Source organism: Pseudomonas sp. FG-3G (assembly GCF_901007645.1).
GTDB lineage: Bacteria > Pseudomonadota > Gammaproteobacteria > Pseudomonadales > Pseudomonadaceae > Aquipseudomonas > Aquipseudomonas rhizophila.
This window is the reverse complement of the sequence record NZ_CAAKGZ010000045.1, coordinates 408225-427264: the sequence shown is the minus strand read 5'-3', so window position 1 is coordinate 427264 and position 19040 is coordinate 408225. Positions and strand designations below refer to the sequence as shown.

Sequence of the window (19040 nt, the reverse complement as noted above, 5' to 3'; positions counted from 1 at the left end):
GGCGCGCATTGTATACCTCAAGATTTGGCGCGCCCACCGTGGCAGACGATCAATACGCCGCGCGGTAGATCTTCTCGATATCGCTGGCGCTCAGTTTGCGTGGGTTATTGCGCATCAGCCGCTCGATCCCGGCCGCTTCCACCGCCATGGACGGGATCACCTCGTCCGTCACCCCAAGGCTGCTCAGGCCCTGGGGGATTTCCACGGCAGCACACAGCGCAACCATGGCCTCCACGGCTTCATCAGCGGCTTCAAGGTCACTCAGGTGCGCGGTCTTTATGCCCATGGCTTCGGCAATGTCGCGCATGCGCTCGACGCAAGCCATCTTGTTCCACGCCATGACATACGGCAGCAACAAGGCGTTTGCCACACCATGGGACACGTGAAAGCGCCCCCCCAGCGGATACGCCAGCGCATGCACCGCCCCGACCCCAGCATTGCCGAACGCCATGCCGGCCATCAGGCTTGCAGTGGCCATGTCTTCGCGAGCTTGCAAATGAGCGGGGTTGGCGTAGGCCTTGGGCAAGGCGCGGGTGATCAGTTTTATTGCGCCGATAGCCAAGGCATCGGTGATCGGCGAGGCATTGAGCGACAGGTAGGACTCGATGGCATGCACCAGTGCATCGACGCCACTGGCGGCGGTCACGCTCCGGGGGCAGGTAAGGGTCATCTGCGGGCTGACCAGCGCCACGTCCGGCAGCAGATAATCGCTGACGATACCTTTCTTGAGTTGCGCGACCTTGTCGGAGAGGATGGCCACGTTGGTGACTTCAGAGCCGGTCCCGGCCGTGGTGGGGATGGCGATCATGGGCGCGCCTTTGCGCGGGACCTGATCGACCCCGAACATATCCTGCAGCTCACCGTGGTAACCGGCGTAGACCCCCACGCATTTGGCGATGTCGATGGCGCTGCCGCCGCCCAGGCCGATCAAGCCATCATGGCCGCCGTCACGGTAGGCCTGCATGCAGTCTTCAACGATGGCGATTTCCGGGTCCGGCATGACCCGGTCGAAAATTTCATAGTCGCGCCCGCCCAGATGCTGCAACGCCAGCTCCACGGTGCCGGACTTGACCAGCGCAGCGTCGGTGACGATCAGCGGGTTATCGACATCCAGCCGCGTCAGCTCAGCCGCCAGTTGCTCGATGGCAGCGGCACCGGTGATCAGTTTGTGGGCGATCTTGAATGAGGAAAGACTCATGTGCGCGGCCTCTTATTCGCGTATGGGCTGGCACAAGGATAGCTCGGTATTTAAGGTTGTCTTCCATTCAGCCCATGAATACACCGCAAATCCCCTGTGGGAGCGAGCCTGCTCGCGATGGCGGTAGAACATTCGACATTTTTATCGACTGACACTCCGCTATCGCGAGCAGACTCGCTCCCACAGGGTACAACACTGACCGTCAGACCTGCGCAGTACGCAGTTTCTCGCTACGCCCACGCAACCACTCCAGAGTCAGCAACAGGATCACCGAAAAGGCGATCAGCAGCGTCGCGGCGGCGGCGATGGTGGGGCTGAGGTTCTCGCGGATACCGCTGAACATCTGCCTTGGCAGAGTTGCCTGCTCGGGACCGGCCAGGAACAGCGTCACCACCACTTCATCGAACGAGGTCGCGAAGGCGAACAGTGCGCCGGAGATCACGCCCGGGGCGATCAACGGCAAGGTCACTCGACGAAACGCCGTCAACGGCGAAGCCCCAAGGCTGGCAGCGGCCCGAACCAGGTTGTAGTTAAAGCCCTGCAAGGTCGCCGACACCGTGATGATGACGAACGGCACGCCCAGCACGGCATGGACCACGATCAGCGAGAAGAAACTGTTGCCCATTCCCAGCGGCGCGAAGAACAGGTAACTGGCCACCCCGATGATCACCACCGGCACCACCATCGGCGAGATCACCAGGGCCATCACCAGCGCCTTGCCTGGGAAATCACCACGGGTCAGGCCAATCGCCGCCAGGGTGCCGAAGACCATCGCCAGTACCGTTGCCGCCGGGGCGACGATGACGCTGTTCCTCAGCGCCCGCATCCACTCCGCCGAAGCGAAGAAATCGTGGTACCACTGCAACGAAAAGCCTTGCAACGGGTACACCAGGAAGCTGCCGGAGTTGAACGACAATGGAATGATCACCAGCACCGGCAGGATCAGGAACAACAGGATCAGCCCGCAGAATATGCGCAAGCTGTAGAACCACACCCGCTCGACGGGGGACATGTAAGGACTCAGCATTTCAATCTCCCCTCAGCTCAGGCGCAGGCGACTGGCGCCCACCAGCCAGTTGTAAATCAGATACAGCACGACGGTTGCCAGCAACAACAACCCGCCGAGCGCCGTGGCCATACCCCAGTTGATGCTGGTGTTGGTGTAGAACGCGACAAAATAGCTGACCATCTGATCGCTCGGGCTGCCCAGCAGCGCCGGAGTGATGTAGTAGCCGATGGCGAGAATGAACACCAACAGGCAACCGGCGCCGACACCGGCATAGGTCTGCGGGAAATACACGCGCCAGAAGCTGGCGAACGGATGGCAGCCCAGGGAAATCGCCGCACGCATGTAAGTCGGAGAGATGCCTTTCATCACGCTGTAAATCGGCAGGATCATGAACGGCAGCAGGATATGGACCATGGAGATGTAGACACCGGCGCGGTTGAACACCAACTCCAGAGGCTTATCGATAATGCCCATGGCCATCAGGCCACTGTTGATCAGCCCGCCCGATTGCAGCAGCACGATCCACGCCGCCACCCGCACCAGGATCGACGTCCAGAACGGCAACAGCACCAAAATCATCAGCAGGTTGCTTTGGCGCGACGGCAGGTTCGCCAGCAGGTAGGCCAACGGATAGGCCAGCACCAGGCAGATCGCGGTAATCACCAGGCCCATCCAGAACGTACGGGCAAAAATATCCAGGTAGATCGCCTGGTCGGGGGTAGCCGGGGCCAGTTCGCCAAGATCATCGATGCGATGATCGACGGCCGCCAGCAGGTAATACGGGGTGACATCACTGGTGTTGCGGCGGATCACCTGCCAATACGCCGGATCACCCCAGCGTTCGTCGAGGCTCTCCATCGCTTCTTTATAGGAAACCGGCTCTGTGGCGAACGGCAGCGCACGGGCGGTCTTGGTCAGCAGGCTGCGATAGCCGGCCAGTTCCATGTTCAGGCGCTTGGACAAATCGCCCAAGGTCTGATTCTTGCGCGCTTCGGCCAGGTCTTCGCTGGCGGCTTTGTATACCGGCTCGCCTGGCAACCCACGTCCGTCCCAGGCAGCGACCGCGGCGACGGTGCGCGGCATGCCGTTGACCACTTCCGGGTTGCTGACGCTTTTGAACAGCAGCGCCACGATAGGCACCAGGAACACCAGCAACAGAAACAACACCAGCGGCGCGATCAAGGCCTGGGCCTTCCAGCGGTTGACCCGCTCGGCGCGCTTGAGCCGCTGCTTCAGGGTGGGGCTGGTGCCCGCGTTCAGTGGAACGGCGATGGCCATGGCGAACTCCGCAAATCTTTTTGATCGTTACAGAAGCGGCGTGCCGCTTCTGTTCTTTTGAAACGTTGGCCTCTGAGCCGATCGTTCCCACGCTCCGCGTGGGAATGCATCCAATGACGCTCTGCGTCACAAAGGACGCGAAGCGTCCTGGGCGGCATTCCCACGCGGAGCGTGGGAACGATCTCTGTCAGCGGTTACTTCGCCGCCCAGGAGTTGAAGCGCTGCTCCAGTTGCTCACCGTTATCAGCCCAGAAGCTGACGTCGATCTGTACCTGGTTGGCGATGTTTTCCGGGGTGGTCGGCATGTCTTTCAAGACATCCTTGGACAACAGCGGTACAGCCTGGGTATTGGCCGGGCCGTAGGCGATGTTTTCCGAGTAGATCTTTTGCTGCTGCGGTGCCACCGAGAAAGCGATGAATTTCTTCGCAGCTTCGGCGCGGGTCTTGTCCAGACCGCGTGGAATTGCCCATGCGTCGAAGTCGTAGATGCCGCCGTTCCACACCACTTTCAGGTTGCTTTCCTTCTGCACCGCGGCGATCCGACCGTTGTAGGCCGAGCTCATGACCACGTCACCGGAAGCCAGGTACTGCGGCGGCTGGGCGCCGGCCTCCCACCACTGGATGTTCGGCTTGAGTTCGTCGAGCTTCTTGAAGGCACGATCCTGGCCATCTTTGCCGGCCAGCACTTTGTACACGTCTTTCGGCGCGACGCCGTCGGCCATCAAGGCAAATTCCAGGGTGTACTTGGCGCCTTTACGCAGGCCACGCTTGCCTGGGAATTGCTTGGTGTCCCAGAAATCCGCCCAACTGGTCGGTGCGGTTTTCAGTTTGTCGGCGTTGTAGGCCAGCACGGTGGACCACACGAAGAAGCCCACGCCGCAAGGCTGGATGGCGCCCTTGACGTAGTCTTCGGCCTTGCCGAACAGAGCCGGGTCCAGTTGCTCGAACATGTCTTCGTCACAACCACGGGACAGCTCCGGGGACTCGACTTCCACCAAGTCCCACGAAACGCTCTTGGTGTCGACCATGGCCTTGACCTTGGCCATTTCACCGTTGTATTCGCCAGCGATGATCTTGCCGTTGCCGGCGGCTTCCCACGGCGCGTAGAAGGCTTTGGCCTGAGCCGCCTTGTTCGCCCCACCGAAAGACACCACAGTCAGGTCCGGGCCCGCCGCCATCGCGCTTGCCGCACCCATCATGCCCAGGGTCAGGGCTGTGAACTTCAGGGATCTCAACATTTATTGTTCTCTCCACGTGCAGGGTTGGTGTTGGTACAGCAGGGGGCGATCAATTCGCCTCTAGAAGGGGATCGAGCGCACGCACATGCTCGACTTGCCAGCCAAGCGGAACCACGTCCCCAACAGCGAGCCCGGGATCGAGTTCGGCAATCGGTTGTTTCACGAAGAAGTCATTCTTGCCACAGACCTCCAGGCGAACCCGGACGTGGTCGCCCAGATAGATGAATTCCGCCACCCTCCCTGAGAAGCGGTTGACACATTGTTCGCTTGCGCCGTTGAGGCTCACCCGTTCCGGGCGGATCGACAGGGTCACCGGCTCGCCGGGTTTGCCGACGTTCACCGCCAGGGCCTCGACCTTTTCACCACGCCCCAGCTCCACCAGGCAACGATCGCCGGTCTGGCTGTGCAGGCGGCCGTTGAGACGGTTGTTCTCGCCGATGAAATTGGCGACGAAGGTGTTCTTTGGCTCTTCGTAGAGGGTGCGTGGCGGGGCAATCTGCTGGATTTCGCCTTGATGGAACACCGCTACCCGGTCGGACATGGTCAAGGCTTCGCCCTGGTCGTGAGTCACATAGACCACTGTCACACCGAGGCGCTGATGCAGATGCTTGATCTCCATCTGCATGTGTTCACGCAGTTGTTTGTCCAAGGCGCCAAGGGGTTCGTCCATCAGCACCAGTTGCGGTTCGAACACCAGCGCCCGGGCCAGGGCCACGCGCTGTTGCTGGCCGCCGGACAACTGCGCCGGGTAGCGTTGGGCAAACGTGTCCAGCTGGACCATGCTCAAGACGCGCTTGACCCGATCACTCACGTCGCTTTTGTTCAAGCCGCGCACGGTCAGCGGGAAGGCCAGGTTCTCGGCAACGGTCATGTGCGGGAACAAAGCGTAGTTCTGGAACACCATGCCGATGTCACGCTTGTGGGGCGGCACGTTGTTGATGGAGCGTCCGGCCAGCTGGATCTCACCGGCAGTGGGTGTTTCAAACCCGGCGAGCATCATCAGGCTGGTGGTTTTGCCGGAACCGGACGGCCCGAGCAGAGTCAGGAATTCGCCTTTGCGAATGTCCAGGTTGAGGTCCTTGACGATCAGGTTCTCGCCGTCGTAGCTCTTTTGCACACCACGAAAGCTGACCAGCACATCACTGGCCCCCGCGCTTGAATCGACCTGGCTCATACCCGCACCTTTTGTATTGATGACTGCTTGTGAATCAAGCCTAGTGGAGCCTGGGGCCTGCGCAAATCGGGGCGCAGGAGAGAATCGCCTCAGCCGGATGGAAGAGTCGGTGTAGGGATTTCCCTACAAGGATGGCGGGATTGGATAAGGACAGTCGTGAGTTATGAGCTGCAAGCTGCAAGCAGGGACAAAAGCGGTGTTGGGGCGTGTCGCAAATGGATATGCCGACACACTGCCCCTGTGGGAGCGAGCCTGCTCGCGATGGCGGTGTGTCAGTCAACTAAGATGCTGAATGGTCCAATGCTATCGCGAGCAGGCTCGCTCCCACAGGGGATTGTGGTGGGCTTAGAGCAACTTATGCTCCATCGCATACTTCACCAGTTCCGCCAAGGAAGTGATGTTGAGTTTCTGCATCAGCCGCGCTTTGTGAGTGCTGATGGTTTTGCTGCTCAGGGCCAATTGTTGGGCGATGTCATTGACGTTGGCCCCTTGGGCCAGGCGCTCGAAGACCGAGAATTCGCGCTCGGACAGCAGCGAGTGCAGCGGTCGGCTGTCGGTCAGGCCCACTTCGAAAACCATGCGGTCGGCCAGTTCCGGGTCGATGTAACGTCCGCCGGCCGCGACCTTGCGAATCGCCATGAGCAGCAAGGCCGGGTCGCTGTCCTTGGTCGCGTAGCCGGCGGCACCGACCTTCAGCGCGCGCGCCGCCATTTGCGCCTCGTCGTGCATCGACAACACCAGGATGGCCGGCGGATTGTTCAACGCACGGATCCGCGGGATCGCCTCCAGACCATTGACGCCAGGCATGGAGATATCCAACAGCACCACTTCGCAGGGCACATGCCGCAGGGTCTCCAGCAATTGTTCGCCATTGCTCGCCTCCCCCACGACCACCAGGTCCTTCGCCAGGCCGATCAACTGCTTGATGCCTTCGCGCACGATGGTGTGGTCTTCGGCTACCAGTACACGGATCACGTTTTTCTCCAGATTCAGAATCTCATCGCGAGCAGGCTCGCTCCCACAGGGTTGTGCGTGTGTGCATCTCAATCAATGTGGGAGCGAGCCTGCTCGCGATAGCGTCAGCCAAGCCAAGCCAAACAAAAATCATCAGGCCTCATTCACCGGTACCCGCACCGCCAGGGTCGTCCCCTCCCCTGGCTCACTTTCCAACGATAACTGCCCGCCCATGATCAACACCCGTTCCCGCATGCCGACCAGACCGAAGGAGGTCGGCCGCCCCGTGGCGGGAACGAATCCTACACCGTCGTCGCTCACCGTCAGACAAAGCTGGTCGTCTTCCTGCACCAGCGTCAGTTCTACAGTATGCGCCTGAGCATGGCGCATCACATTGGTCAGCGCTTCCTGGAGAATTCGAAACAGACCGATGGCCTTGGCGTCGCTCAAGGGCGGAAGATTGTCCGGCACCTGTACCAGGCATGGGATCTGCGTGCGCGCCTCGAAACGCCGCGCCTGCCATTCGATGGCCGAGGCGATGCCCGCATCAAGGATCGGAGGTCGCAATGCCGTCGCCACGTCCCGCACCAACTGGAACAATTGGGCAATCAGGCGCTTCATGCTGTTGAGCCGCTCTTGCAGGCCCGGGTCGAGCTGCGCATAGGCCAGTTCGCACATGGACGTTTCCAGCTTCAAGACGGTCAACATTTGCCCCAACTCGTCGTGGACTTCCCGAGCTATGCGCGCCTTTTCCTCTTCCCGCACGCTCTCCAGGTGCGCCGACAATTCGCGCAGCTGCTCCCTGGAGCTGGCCAGCTCCAGTTCGATGCGCTTGCTTTCGGTGATGTCCCAGACGATACCGTCCCACACGTAAGCGCCGTCTTCGAGACGACGGGTAATGGCCTTGATCTCGGCCCAGCGCTCCCGGCCTTCGCGGGTCAGGATGCGCCCCTGCCACGACCAGTCGCTGTCGCTGTCCAGCGCCTGATCCTGAGTGCGGTGATAACTGGCCTTGTCCTGGGGGTGTACGAGGCTGCGCAGGCCGGTGTCGCTACGGGCCAGGGTCGCGGGCGAATACCCCACGAGGCTTTCGCTACCCTCACTGATGTAGGCAAAGTCGATCTGCCCGGTTACCGGCGCCCGCTCCAGGCGAAAGACCAGGCCCGGGACGTTGGCAGCGATCCCCTGCAAGCGCGCCTCGCTCTCGCGCAGCGCCGCCAGCGCGCGACGGCGCTCGGTGACGTCGTTTATGTAGACCACCAGGTATTCGGCATCGCGAAAACGCAGGAAGCTCAAGGAAACATCGGCCGGGAGGATACTTCCATCGGCCCGCACGCATTCGGTTTCGAAACTCTGTGGCCCCTCCTCGCTGGCCCGGGCGCGTTTCCACAGGTTCAGCCAGCGATCCATGTGCAGGCCCGGTTCGAAGTCGATCAAGGGGCGTTCAATGATCGCGCCCGGCGCATAGCCCAGCATGATTTCGGCGGCGCGGTTGGCATACCGTACATGGCTATCCCAATTGACCCAGAGAATGCCGACAGTGCTTTGGTCGATGGAAAATTGCGTCAGGCGCAGGGCTTCCTCGCTGGCGGCCCGCTGGGCGATATCATTTCGCGCATTGCGCAGGCGCCGCTCCAGCGCCCTTTGCTCGCGGCGCTGCCAAAACACGATCGCCACGCAGCTCAAGAGCAGGGCCAGCAGCAATAGGGTCAGGTTTTGCCAGAAACCTGGGGTGTCGGTCAGCCGCGGATATTTGGGCTTGAGCCAGCGACTGTGCAGTTGCTCAAGTTCCTTGGCCGGGATCGCCTGCAAACCGCTCTCGATGATGTCGGCCAACTCAGGCCAATCCCGGCGAGTGGCGACGCGCAACAGTTGCGGCAGGCCGATATCGCCTACGACCACCAGCCCGGAGAACTCAGGCTCGACCATCAGTCGCCCCAACTGCGCCTCATCGACCACCGCGTAACCGGCCTGCTGGCTCAACAACAGTTGCAGCGCCTGACGCTCCAACGGTACGCCTTGAAGATTCAACGTCGGGTAGTTGCTACGCAAATAATCGGCCGTGGTACTGGGCATGCGCACCGCCACCCGCACTTGAGCATCGAGCTTTTCCAGCTCGACCCCTTCGGCGCCCTTCTTCTGGCCCACGATCAATTGCGGCACGCGCATGTAGGGGTCGGAAAACCGCCAGAGTCGCAGCCCGGCCGGGGTCTGGGTCAGCCCTGGGGCAATATCCACCTCACCGGAGCGCAACGCGGCTTCCAACTGCGCCACGTCCTGGAAATTGCGCCAGGTCAGTTCGACATTCAACGCCTTGCCCAACCACTGCATCAGCTCGACATTGGTGCCGGACAGACGCTGCAAGCGCCGGTCATATTGCGCATAGGGCGCCTGCAACACGAGGCCGACGCGCAGTTGCGGATGCTGGAGCAGCCATTGTCGCTGGCCCGCGTCTAGTTGCACCCCAGTCAACGACGGTGCGGGCGCGGCCCACGCCATCAAGGGAAGCCATAAACAGCCGATAACCCACAGGCAGCAAAAACGCATCATCGAAGTCTCATGCACTGACAAATACTGACCAACCCATTAGGCTGCCGGAAATACTTCTGGTCATGGAATATCCGATGCCCTTTGTTTATCGCCTGGCATTGCCAGCATTGTGCCTGTCGCTGATCCTGCCGAGTGCCTTTTCTGTACAGGCTGAAGAACCGGCCCCCGCGGCGGCGGATCAAGCCACCGAGGAAAAACCGGTCGAACGTCCGCCTTTGCTCGAGCGCAGCGAAGAAGAAGCGACAGCACTTGAACGGGAGATCCCGGTCCAGGAGCAACAACAGCTACAAACCGGCAGCGACACCTTCCTGGCTCTCTGGAAACCAGCCAACACCAGCGAACCCAAGGGTGCGGTCATCATAGTCCCCGGCGCCGGCGAAACCGCTGACTGGCCTCAAGTGATCGGCCCGATGCGCAAAAAGTTACCGGATATCGAGTGGAGCAGCCTGAGTATCACCCTGCCGGACCTGCAAAGCGACGTCATCGCACCGCGCGTGGTGGAAACACCGCCCGAGACCAAACCGGCCGACGTGGCTGGCGCGGCACCGGACGCCACGACCGCAGCACCGATTGAACAAGTGGCGGGCGGCGAGGCTGACGCTGTGGATCCGGTCGTTGCCCAAACCAGCGAGGAACACCTCCTGGCCGATGCCGAACGTATCTATGCCCGCATCGATGCGGCACTGGCCTACGCCGAACAGCAGGGCGCCCGCAGTATTGTTCTGCTGGGCCACGGCACCGGCGCCTATTGGGCGGCACGTTACCTGAATGAAAAACAGCCCTCGCAGATCGAGCGTTTCGTGATGGTCGCCGCCCAGACCCCGCTCGCAGTCAAGCCCGCCCTGGCCGAACTGACCCCCACCTTGAAGCTGGCCACCGCCGATATGTTCTACATGGACAAACCGCAGGATCGCAATGCAGCGCTGGAGCGTTTACAGGCCAGTAAGCGTCTTAAAGGGTCGAGCTTCAGTCAGGTGTCACTCAAAGCGGTGCCCAACTCATCGGCGCAGCAAGAACAGCTGTTTCGTCGGGTACGGGGTTGGTTGAACCCGCAGAAGCCGGGGGAGTGAGGCTTAGACAAGCCCCCAAGCCAGCCACCGTGGTGATCCCCTTCTAGCGAAAGTCCCGGCGCTCGCGGATCAACCGATAGGCGTTGTGCAACTCCCGGGTCTTGTCGGTGGCGTCACGCACTTGCAACGGCGTCGCCCCACTGCCGGCAATCTTGTCCGGGTGGTGACGACTGAGCAGACGGCGATAAGCCCGCTTGATCTGCGACGGCTCGCTGGTGGCCGAAACTCCCAGCAAGCGTAACGCCTCCTGATAGGTCGCGCCGCTGTTGGGCAACGACTGTTTGTGTGGTTCGTAATCCGCCGCCAGTGCCTGGACCTGTTGCGGCGTCCACCCCAGCCATTTGCCCCACTGAGCAAGCAACTCACGCTCGGCTATGCCCGCGCGACCGTCGGCCCAGACCATCCGCCAGCAGGCGCGCAGCACACCCTCAGCCGCATGGGGCTGGGTCGCAAGGCGACGCAAATAACCGCGCAAATGGTCGTTTCCGGTTTTGCCCCGGTTGAATGCGGCGACGGCCCGGCGTTGCGCTGGCTCGCTCAGGTCCAGCGCGCGCATCTCCTGACGCGCCTGCTGGATGTGCCCATCCACCACTCGTCCATCGCTCTTGGCCAGCCGGCCCAGCAATACAAACAGCAACTCATCGTTGCGCAATGCCGGACGGCCACCCAAACGCTCGCGCAGCTGCGCCCAGCCTTGCAGATTAAGTCGCCGATCCAGCGCCTGTCCTAATAACGCTCCCAGCATGGCCCCCGGAATGCTGGCTATGGCAAAGCCCGCCCCGGCTCCAATCAGAGTCCCTGGCCACCACATATCAACGGCTCGCTTCTATCAAGGTTTCAACCTGCGCCAAACGTTCATGAGTCCCCACATCCACCCAGTGTCCCTTCAGATGCTCGCCGCTGACCTGGCCCTCGGCCATGGCCTTGCGTAGCAGCGGTGCGAGTTTGAACGCGCCGTCCAGGCAACCCTCGAACAACCGCGGATGCAAGACGGCAATGCCGCTGTAGGTCAGTTTGTCGGCAGCCGCCCCGCCATCATGAATCTGTCCGTCGGCCAGGAGGAAATCGCCGCCCGGATGGTGTTCGGGATTATCCACCAGTACCAGGTGCGCCAAGCCGTCCAGAGGTCGGCGCAAGGCGCTGAAATCGTAATCGGTCCAGATGTCGCCGTTGACCACCAGGAACGCCTCGTCGCCCAACAACGGCAGGGCGCGGAAAATGCCACCGCCGGTTTCCAGCGGCTCACCTTCGGGCGAGAAATGAATGCTCACGCCAAAGCGTGAACCGTCCCCCAGATAATCTTCGATTTGCTGACCGAGCCAGGCGTGATTGATCACGATGTCCTTGAACCCGGCCCGAACCAAGGCACGCAGATGGTATTCGATCAAGGGAACGCCGCCGGCACGAACCAGCGGCTTGGGCGTGGTGAGGGTCAAGGGCCGCATCCGCTCCCCTTTACCCGCCGCCAGGATCATCGCTTTCATGCCGTCGCTCCGGCCGACTGACGCAGGCTGGAGAGCAACTGATCCAGTTCCGCCAGTTCAGGGCGACGGGCAATGACCGCTTCTATATAGGCAAAGAAGCGCGGCACATCGCCCAGATAGCGCGGCTTGCCGTCGCGGTGGCAAATACGCGCGAAAATCCCGATGACCTTGAGATGGCGCTGCACGCCCATCAGGTCGCTGGCCCGCAGGAAATCCTCGAAGTCCGGCTGGACCGGGATGCCAAGCGCACCGGCCTGCTGCCAGTAATCCTCGAGCCAGCCACGCACGCGCTCCTCGGGCCAACTGAGAAAGGCATCCTTGAACAGACACGTGACGTCATAGGTCACCGGGCCGTAGACCGCATCCTGAAAGTCCAGTACGCCGGGGTTCGGTTCGCTGAGCATCAGGTTGCGCGGCATGTAGTCGCGATGAACCAGCACTTTGGGCTGAGCCAGCGCGCTGTTGATCAGCAGGTCGCTGGCCTGCTGCCAGAGCGCTTGTTGAGCAGCATCGAATTCGATACCCAGCTCATGCTTGACGTACCACTCAGGAAACAGCTCCAGCTCCCGGCGCAGCAAAGCGACGTCGTAGCTGGGCAGTGGCGCGACCATCGGCAGTTGCTGGAAAGCCAGCAGGGCCTGGAGGGCGTCACGGAATAATGGGTCGGCATTGTCGCCGTTGATCACATCCAGATACGTCTGATTGCCCAGGTCATTGAGCAAAAGAAAACCGCGTTCAAGGTCTTCGGCATAAATTTTTGGCACGTTGATGCCGGATTTAGCCAGCAAAAAAGCAATGTCCACGAAGGGTTTGCAGTTTTCCTGGGGCGGTGGCGCATCCATCACGATCAAACTGCGGCCCTCGCCTTCCCAGCGGAAATAACGGCGGAAACTCGCGTCGCTGCTGGCCGTAGTCAACGTGGCCGGGGGTACGGCGCCCCAGCCCTGCTGAACAAAAAGGATCGGCAGCTGCTCATCGAGCCAAACTTTCAGGTGTTGCAGGCGTACATCTTGGTCAGGCATTGCAAGGGTCTCCGACGGCGCTAGCCGTCAAGCGGGTCATGCTTTATTATCCAGCATCTTTTTCAGACCATCGAGAGGCGTGCGGCCCACACCGCGGGCAGATGGCACGCAGGAAGCCCGGACTAATAAGATGGCATTGAAATCCCCCGCGTTTCGTAAAAAATTTCCGTTGCTGGTCACCGGCAGTCTGCTGGCCCTGCAACCCTTGGCCTCTTCATTCGTCGTCGCGGCGCAGCAGTATGACTGCTCCGTCTCCGCTTCGGGTGCCTGGGACTGTTCGCCCAAGACGCCGGCTGCTGCATTGCCGCCACGTCCGGTGCATGACGGCAGTGCGGTTTCCGCCAGCGGCGAGGCCCCGGCCGACAGCGGCTCGGGCGAAGAAGCCGGCGACAAGCCCGTGCTCGTCACCGAAGCCAAAGGCCGCGGCCTGAAGTCTCGCAGTGCGGACTACAGTCACCTGGACTGGGTTCCACGGGAGAACCTCACCCCTGCCCAATTGGCCGAAACCGGTCCTTATTGCGCCGGCGCCTATATCGAGCCCGTTCGTCCTGGCATGAATGACAAGACGGACAAAAGCGACGCTCCGACCTTCCTTGGCGCCAAAGCATCGCGCTACCAGCAGGAAGAGCAGGTGGCAACGCTGGCCGGCGACGTGGTCATGCGTCAAGGCAGCATGCAGGTCGAGGCCGACGAGGCCAACCTGTACCAGGCTGAAAACCGCGGCGAGCTGAGCGGCAACGTGCGCGTTCGCGATAACGGTGCGCTCATCGTCGGCGACCACGCCGATGTGCAGTTGGACACTGGCGAAGCCAAAGTCGACAACGCCGAATACGTGATGCACAAGTCGCGCATCCGCGGTAACGCGCTGTACGCCAAGCGTGCCGAAAACGCGATCATCCGCCTCAAGGACGGTACGTACACCACGTGCGAGCCGGGCAGCAACGCCTGGACGCTCAAGGGCAACAACATCACCCTGAACCCGGCTACCGGCTTCGGCACCGCCACCAACGTGACGCTGCGGGTCAAGGACTTCCCGGTCCTGTATACGCCGTACATCTATTTCCCGATCGATGACCGTCGCCAGTCCGGCTTCCTGCCGCCGACCATCGGCACTGGCAGCGATACCGGCTTTTTGCTGGTCACCCCGTATTACTTCAACCTGGCACCCAACTACGATGCCACGTTGTACCCACGTTACATGAGCAAGCGCGGCCTGTTGATGGAAGGCGAATTCCGCTACCTGACCAAGTCCAGCGAAGGTCAGTTCGGTGCGGCGTACCTCAACGATGAAGACGATGAACGCAGCGGCCAGTCCGACTACGACAAGACCCGCTACATGTACAACTGGCAGCACAAGGGCGGGCTCGATTCGCGTGTGCTGACGGAAGTCGACTACACCAAGATCAGCGATCCTTATTACTTCCAGGATCTGCAGTCCGACCAGATTGGTGTCGAGTCTCGGGAGTTTGTTAATCAACAGGGGGTGGTCAGCTATCGAGGTGACAACTACGTTGCGCGGCTGAATGCCCAGGCTTACCAGATGGCGACGATTTCGAAGATCACGCCGTATAACCGCCTGCCGCAGATCACCTTCGATGGTGCGCTGCCGCAGCACCCGTATGGTCTGGATTTCGCTTACAAGACGGAATTGGTGCGGTTTGATCGGGATTTGCGGACCGGCAATTACACCGATGAGGACGGCAACGCCGAGCCATGGCTGGATACTCGTGTTAGGGGTTTGGCACGAGCAAATGGCAACCGCCTGAATCTGGCACCGGCCGTAAGCCTGCCTATGGAAGCAAGCTATGGCTATATCAAGCCGAGCCTCAAATACCAATATACACAGTACGACTTGGATCTAGACAGTACCGGCAAGGGCGCTGTTGGAAGCGGATATAACAGTTCTCCAGACCGCGGCGTTCCAATTACTAGTATCGACAGCGGTCTTTACTTCGATCGTAATACTCAGTGGTTCGGCACCAATTATCGCCAAACCCTGGAACCCCGCCTGTTTTACCTCTATGTGCCCAAAGAGGATCAGGACGACATTCCAGTTTTCGATACCAGCGAGTCGACCTTCAGCTACTCCTCACTGTTCAGAGATAACCGCTTTACCGGGTCAGACCGTGTCGGTGATGAGAACAAACTGTCTCTGGGCGTAACCAGTCGCTGGATCGAGGAAAACGGTTTCGAGCGTCAGCGTATTAGCGTTGGCCAAGCGTTTTTCTTCAAGGACCGTGAAGTTCAATTGCCAGGTATTGTCTTTGAGGATCGTGAAGACGCCAAGTCAGACGTATCCCCATATGCGCTGGAATACGAATACCGCTGGAACCGCGATTGGCGAACCACGGCTACCTACAACTGGGACCCGGACACCCGCAGCCCTCGCTCGGGCAGCGCGATGTTCCACTACCAGCCTGAAGACAACCCGAACAAGGTCATCAACGCCGGTTACCGCTACCGCAACGACCAAGTCCGTTACGACCAGACTACTGGTCAATGGCAAGTGGGCGGCGGCGACTATGGCACTCCGGGCACTCCGGGCTACGTGAAGGACTACTACAAGATCCAGCAGCACGACTTCTCGGTCATCTGGCCGGTCGTGCCGCAGTGGAATCTCATCAGCCGCTGGCAGTATGACTACAACCGCAACCGTACCCTGGAAGCCTTCGGTGGTTTCGAATACGACAACTGCTGCTGGAAACTGCGCCTGATCAACCGTTACTGGGTCGACTATGAAGAGTTCAGTCAAGCCGCCCCGGAAAACGAGAAGGGCGACCACGGCATCTTCCTCCAAATTGTCCTGAAGGGACTCGGCGGCCTCACCGGCGCCAAGGTAGAGAGCTTCCTCGACAAAGGCATCCAAGGTTATCGTGAACGTGAAGACCAAGCTTTCTGATTGTCTGCGCCCGCTGATGCTGGGCGCGCTGTTCCTGGGTACTGCGGCCAACGCCGCGGTACAGCCCATCGACAAAGTGGTGGCTATCGTCGACAACGACGTGGTCATGCAAAGCCAGCTGGACCAGCGCGTCCATGAAGTGCAGCAGACCATCGCCAAGCGCGGTGGTGGCCTGCCGCCTCCGGGCGTACTGGATCAACAGGTGCTCGAACGCCTGATCGTCGAAAACCTGCAATTGCAGATTGGCGAACGCTCGGGCATTCGCATCACTGATGAAGAATTGAACCAGGCCGTCGGCACCATTGCCCAGCGTAACAACATGAGCGTCGACCAGTTCCGCGCCGCCCTGGCTCGCGACGGCCTCTCTTACGAGGACGCTCGCGATCAGATCCGCCGCGAGATGATCATCAGCCGTGTGCGCCAGCGTCGTGTAGCCGAACGCATCCAGGTGTCCGAGCAGGAAGTGAAAAACTTCCTCGCCTCCGATCTGGGCAAGATGCAGCTTTCCGAGGAACTGCACCTGGCGAACATCCTGGTTCCTACCCCGGAAAGCGCCAACTCCGAAGCCATCCAGAATGCTTACCGTCAGGCGATGGACATCTACCAGCAGCTCAAGCAAGGCGCCGACTTCGGTCAGATGGCCATTGCCAGGTCTGGCAGTGACAACGCCCTGGAAGGTGGTGATATGGGCTGGCGCAAAGCCGCCCAATTGCCCCCTCCGTTCGATCGCGAACTGAGCAGCATGGCCGTGGGCGACATCACTCAACCAGCCCGCACGCCCGGCGGCTTCATTATCCTCAAGCTGTTGGAAAAGCGCGGTGGCGGTGCTCAGGTGCGTGACGAAGTGCATGTTCGTCATATCCTGATCAAGCCAAGCGAGATCCGCAGCGAAGCCGAGACCCAGCGTCTGGCGGAAAAGCTTTATGAGCGCATCGAAGCGGGTGAAGATTTCGCCGAGCTGGCCAAGAGCTTCTCGGAAGACCCGGGTTCAGCCCTCAACGGCGGCGACCTGAACTGGGTTGACCCGAACGCACTGGTGCCCGAGTTCCGCCAGGTGATGGCCGAGACACCACAAGGCCAGTTGTCCAAGCCGTTCAAGAGCCCTTATGGCTGGCACGTACTGGAAGTCCTTGGCCGCCGCGCCACCGACAGCACCACCCAGGCTCGTGAACAACAGGCGATGACCGTGCTGCGCAACCGCAAATACGACGAAGAGCTGCAAACCTGGCTGCGTCAGATTCGCGATGAAGCCTACGTCGAAATCAAACTCCCTGGTGCAGACCAGGCAGCGCAGTGAAACCCAAGCGTTTCGCGCTGACACCCGGCGAGCCTGCCGGCATCGGTCCCGACCTGTGCCTGCTGCTCGCCTCGCAACCCCAGCCACATCCCCTGATAGCCATCACCAGCCGCGACCTGCTCCTCGAGCGGGCTGCGCAGCTGGGGGTGGTCGTCGACCTGCTGCCGGTGACACCGGGAGCCTGGCCGGATGTTCCGGCACCCGCCAACAGCCTGTATGTCTGGGATACGCCACTGGGCGCCCCGGTGGTTACCGGGCAACTGGACAAGACCAACGCGGCATTCGTCCTGCAAACCCTGACCCGCGCTGGCCAGGGCTGCCTGGACGGAAGTTTCGCCGGCATGATCACCGCTCCGGTGCACAAGGGCGTGATCAACGAATCCGGGATTGCCTTTTCCGGGCATACCGAGTTCCTGGCGGACCTGACCCACACCACGCAGGTGGTAATGATGCTCGCCACCCGCGGCCTGCGCGTGGCACTGGTGACCACGCACCTGCCCTTGCGGGACGTCGCCGAGGCCATCACCCCGCAACGCCTGGAGCGGGTCACGCGGATATTGCACGCCGACCTGCAGGAAAAGTTCGGCATCGCCCGGCCCCGTATCCTGGTGTGCGGGCTCAACCCCCATGCCGGTGAAGGCGGACATCTGGGCCATGAAGAAATCGACACCATAGAACCCACCTTGGAGCGCTTGCGCAGCGAGGGCATGGACCTGCGTGGCCCGCTGCCTGCCGACACTCTGTTCACCCCCAAATATCTGGAGCACTGCGACGCGGTGCTGGCGATGTACCACGATCAGGGCCTGCCCGTACTGAAGTACAAAGGCTTCGGCGCGGCAGTCAACGTAACCCTGGGCCTGCCGATCATCCGCACATCGGTGGACCATGGCACCGCCCTGGACCTGGCCGGCAGTGGCAGGATCGATACCGGCAGCCTGCAGGTCGCCTTGGAAACCGCCTACCAGATGGCCGAGACCCATTTATGACCGAGCAATACCAACACCGCGCGCGTAAGCGCTTCGGCCAGAACTTCCTGCATGACGCTGGCGTAATCGATCGCATCCTGCGCTCCATCAATGCCAAACCCGACGATCGCCTGCTGGAGATTGGCCCGGGCCAGGGCGCGCTGACCGAAGGCCTGCTCGGCAGCGGTGCGCAACTGGATGTGGTGGAACTGGACAAGGACCTGATCCCGATCCTCAACCAGCAGTTCGCTGGCATGAGCAATTTCAACCTGCACCAGGGCGACGCGCTGAAGTTCGACTTCAATAGCCTGGAGGCTGCGCCCAATACCCTGCGGGTGGTGGGGAATCTGCCGTACAACATCTCCACGCCGCTGATCTTTCATTTGCTGAGCAACGCTGGCCTGATCCGCGACATGCACTTCATGCTGCAAAAAGAGGTGGTCGAACGGCTCGCTGCAGGCCCTGGCGGCGGTGACTGGGGTCGCCTGTCGATCATGGTTCAGTACCATTGCCGGGTCGAACATCTGTTCAACGTAGGCCCTGGGGCATTCAACCCGCCCCCCAAAGTCGACTCGGCCATCGTCCGCCTGGTACCCCATGCCGTCCTGCCGCACCCGGCCAAGGATCATCGCCTGCTGGAGCGCGTCGTACGCGAAGCTTTCAATCAGCGTCGCAAAACCCTGCGCAACACCCTGAAGCTATTGCTCAGCAGCGCCGAAATCGAAGCCGCCGGCGTTGACGGCAGCCTGCGTCCCGAGCAATTGGACCTGGCGGCGTTCGTGCGCCTGGCCGACAAACTCAGCGAACAGGTAACGCCCAAAGCCGACGCCATCTGACAAGCTCATCGCTATCGGGAGGGACGTCTGGTCTACTACCCGATACATGGCCTAGACTGATCTTCT

15 protein-coding genes are annotated in these 19040 nt (G+C 61.0%); 5 read left to right on the top strand and 10 right to left on the bottom strand.

The annotated features are described in order from the left end of the window. Nucleotides 1–49: 49 nt before the first annotated feature. The 7 genes from PSEUDOMOFG3G_RS27820 to PSEUDOMOFG3G_RS27790 form a co-directional block, all read right to left on the bottom strand. Nucleotides 50–1198: an iron-containing alcohol dehydrogenase gene (locus PSEUDOMOFG3G_RS27820; RefSeq protein ID WP_139049034.1), complete on the bottom strand. Its 1149-nt coding sequence runs from the start codon at nucleotides 1196–1198 to the stop codon at nucleotides 50–52. Nucleotides 1199–1400: 202 nt separating this feature from the next. After that, entirely contained in the window at nucleotides 1401–2225 is an 825-nt protein-coding gene (locus tag PSEUDOMOFG3G_RS27815) for an ABC transporter permease (RefSeq protein ID WP_047228059.1), read from the bottom strand. Nucleotides 2226–2237: 12 nt separating this feature from the next. Further along, nucleotides 2238–3485 (bottom strand): ABC transporter permease, encoded by a 1248-nt coding sequence (locus PSEUDOMOFG3G_RS27810; RefSeq protein WP_047228060.1) that lies wholly within the window; start codon nucleotides 3483–3485, stop codon nucleotides 2238–2240. A 194-nt stretch (nucleotides 3486–3679) separates the two neighbouring features. Beyond that, nucleotides 3680–4723 carry an ABC transporter substrate-binding protein gene (locus PSEUDOMOFG3G_RS27805; protein ID WP_047228061.1) on the bottom strand — a complete coding sequence of 348 codons (1044 nt, stop codon included), beginning with the start codon at nucleotides 4721–4723 and terminating at the stop codon, nucleotides 3680–3682. Nucleotides 4724–4772: 49 nt separating this feature from the next. Next, nucleotides 4773–5897, bottom strand: coding sequence for an ABC transporter ATP-binding protein (locus PSEUDOMOFG3G_RS27800; protein WP_139049033.1), 1125 nt, complete (start codon nucleotides 5895–5897; stop codon nucleotides 4773–4775). A 345-nt stretch (nucleotides 5898–6242) separates the two neighbouring features. Beyond that, complete coding sequence (locus PSEUDOMOFG3G_RS27795) at nucleotides 6243–6872, bottom strand: response regulator transcription factor (RefSeq protein WP_076383435.1); 630 nt, start codon at nucleotides 6870–6872, stop codon at nucleotides 6243–6245. Between the two features lie 132 nt (nucleotides 6873–7004). Further along, nucleotides 7005–9401 (bottom strand): PAS domain S-box protein, encoded by a 2397-nt coding sequence (locus PSEUDOMOFG3G_RS27790; RefSeq protein WP_139049032.1) that lies wholly within the window; start codon nucleotides 9399–9401, stop codon nucleotides 7005–7007. A 74-nt stretch (nucleotides 9402–9475) separates the two neighbouring features. Here PSEUDOMOFG3G_RS27790 and PSEUDOMOFG3G_RS27785 point away from each other — a divergent pair, with 74 nt between their 5' ends. Further along, nucleotides 9476–10471: an alpha/beta hydrolase family protein gene (locus PSEUDOMOFG3G_RS27785; protein WP_139049031.1), complete on the top strand. Its 996-nt coding sequence runs from the start codon at nucleotides 9476–9478 to the stop codon at nucleotides 10469–10471. Nucleotides 10472–10514: 43 nt separating this feature from the next. Here the strand turns inward: PSEUDOMOFG3G_RS27785 and PSEUDOMOFG3G_RS27780 are convergent, their stop codons facing one another. The 3 genes from PSEUDOMOFG3G_RS27780 to PSEUDOMOFG3G_RS27770 are packed head-to-tail and all read right to left on the bottom strand — an operon-like array spanning nucleotide 10515 to nucleotide 12977. Continuing rightward, a complete protein-coding gene (locus PSEUDOMOFG3G_RS27780) occupies nucleotides 10515–11282 on the bottom strand; it encodes a TerB family tellurite resistance protein (protein WP_047228066.1) in 768 nt (255 codons plus the stop codon). A 1-nt stretch (nucleotide 11283) separates the two neighbouring features. Beyond that, nucleotides 11284–11955, bottom strand: a complete 672-nt coding sequence (gene murU, locus PSEUDOMOFG3G_RS27775; protein WP_047228067.1) for an N-acetylmuramate alpha-1-phosphate uridylyltransferase MurU — start codon at nucleotides 11953–11955, stop codon at nucleotides 11284–11286. Then, on the bottom strand, nucleotides 11952–12977 hold the full coding sequence (locus PSEUDOMOFG3G_RS27770) for an aminoglycoside phosphotransferase family protein (RefSeq protein ID WP_139049030.1): 1026 nt from the start codon (nucleotides 12975–12977) through the stop codon (nucleotides 11952–11954). The genes murU and PSEUDOMOFG3G_RS27770 overlap by 4 nt, the downstream gene beginning before the upstream one ends. A gap of 130 nt (nucleotides 12978–13107) precedes the next feature. On the opposite strand from PSEUDOMOFG3G_RS27770, the gene PSEUDOMOFG3G_RS27765 reads away from it, so the two are divergent. From PSEUDOMOFG3G_RS27765 to rsmA, 4 genes are read left to right on the top strand one after another with little or no spacing between them, the layout of a single operon-like run. Continuing rightward, the gene (locus PSEUDOMOFG3G_RS27765; protein WP_139049029.1) at nucleotides 13108–15876 is read left to right on the top strand and encodes an LPS-assembly protein LptD; all 2769 of its coding nucleotides are present in this window, start codon (nucleotides 13108–13110) and stop codon (nucleotides 15874–15876) included. Continuing rightward, nucleotides 15857–17173, top strand: coding sequence for a peptidylprolyl isomerase SurA (surA, locus tag PSEUDOMOFG3G_RS27760; protein WP_139049028.1), 1317 nt, complete (start codon nucleotides 15857–15859; stop codon nucleotides 17171–17173). Before PSEUDOMOFG3G_RS27765 ends, surA begins: the two co-directional genes overlap by 20 nt. After that, on the top strand, nucleotides 17170–18159 hold the full coding sequence (gene pdxA / locus PSEUDOMOFG3G_RS27755; protein ID WP_139049027.1) for a 4-hydroxythreonine-4-phosphate dehydrogenase PdxA: 990 nt from the start codon (nucleotides 17170–17172) through the stop codon (nucleotides 18157–18159). Before surA ends, pdxA begins: the two co-directional genes overlap by 4 nt. Continuing rightward, nucleotides 18156–18974 (top strand): 16S rRNA (adenine(1518)-N(6)/adenine(1519)-N(6))-dimethyltransferase RsmA, encoded by an 819-nt coding sequence (gene rsmA, locus PSEUDOMOFG3G_RS27750; RefSeq protein ID WP_139049026.1) that lies wholly within the window; start codon nucleotides 18156–18158, stop codon nucleotides 18972–18974. Before pdxA ends, rsmA begins: the two co-directional genes overlap by 4 nt. Nucleotides 18975–19040 lie beyond the last annotated feature (66 nt).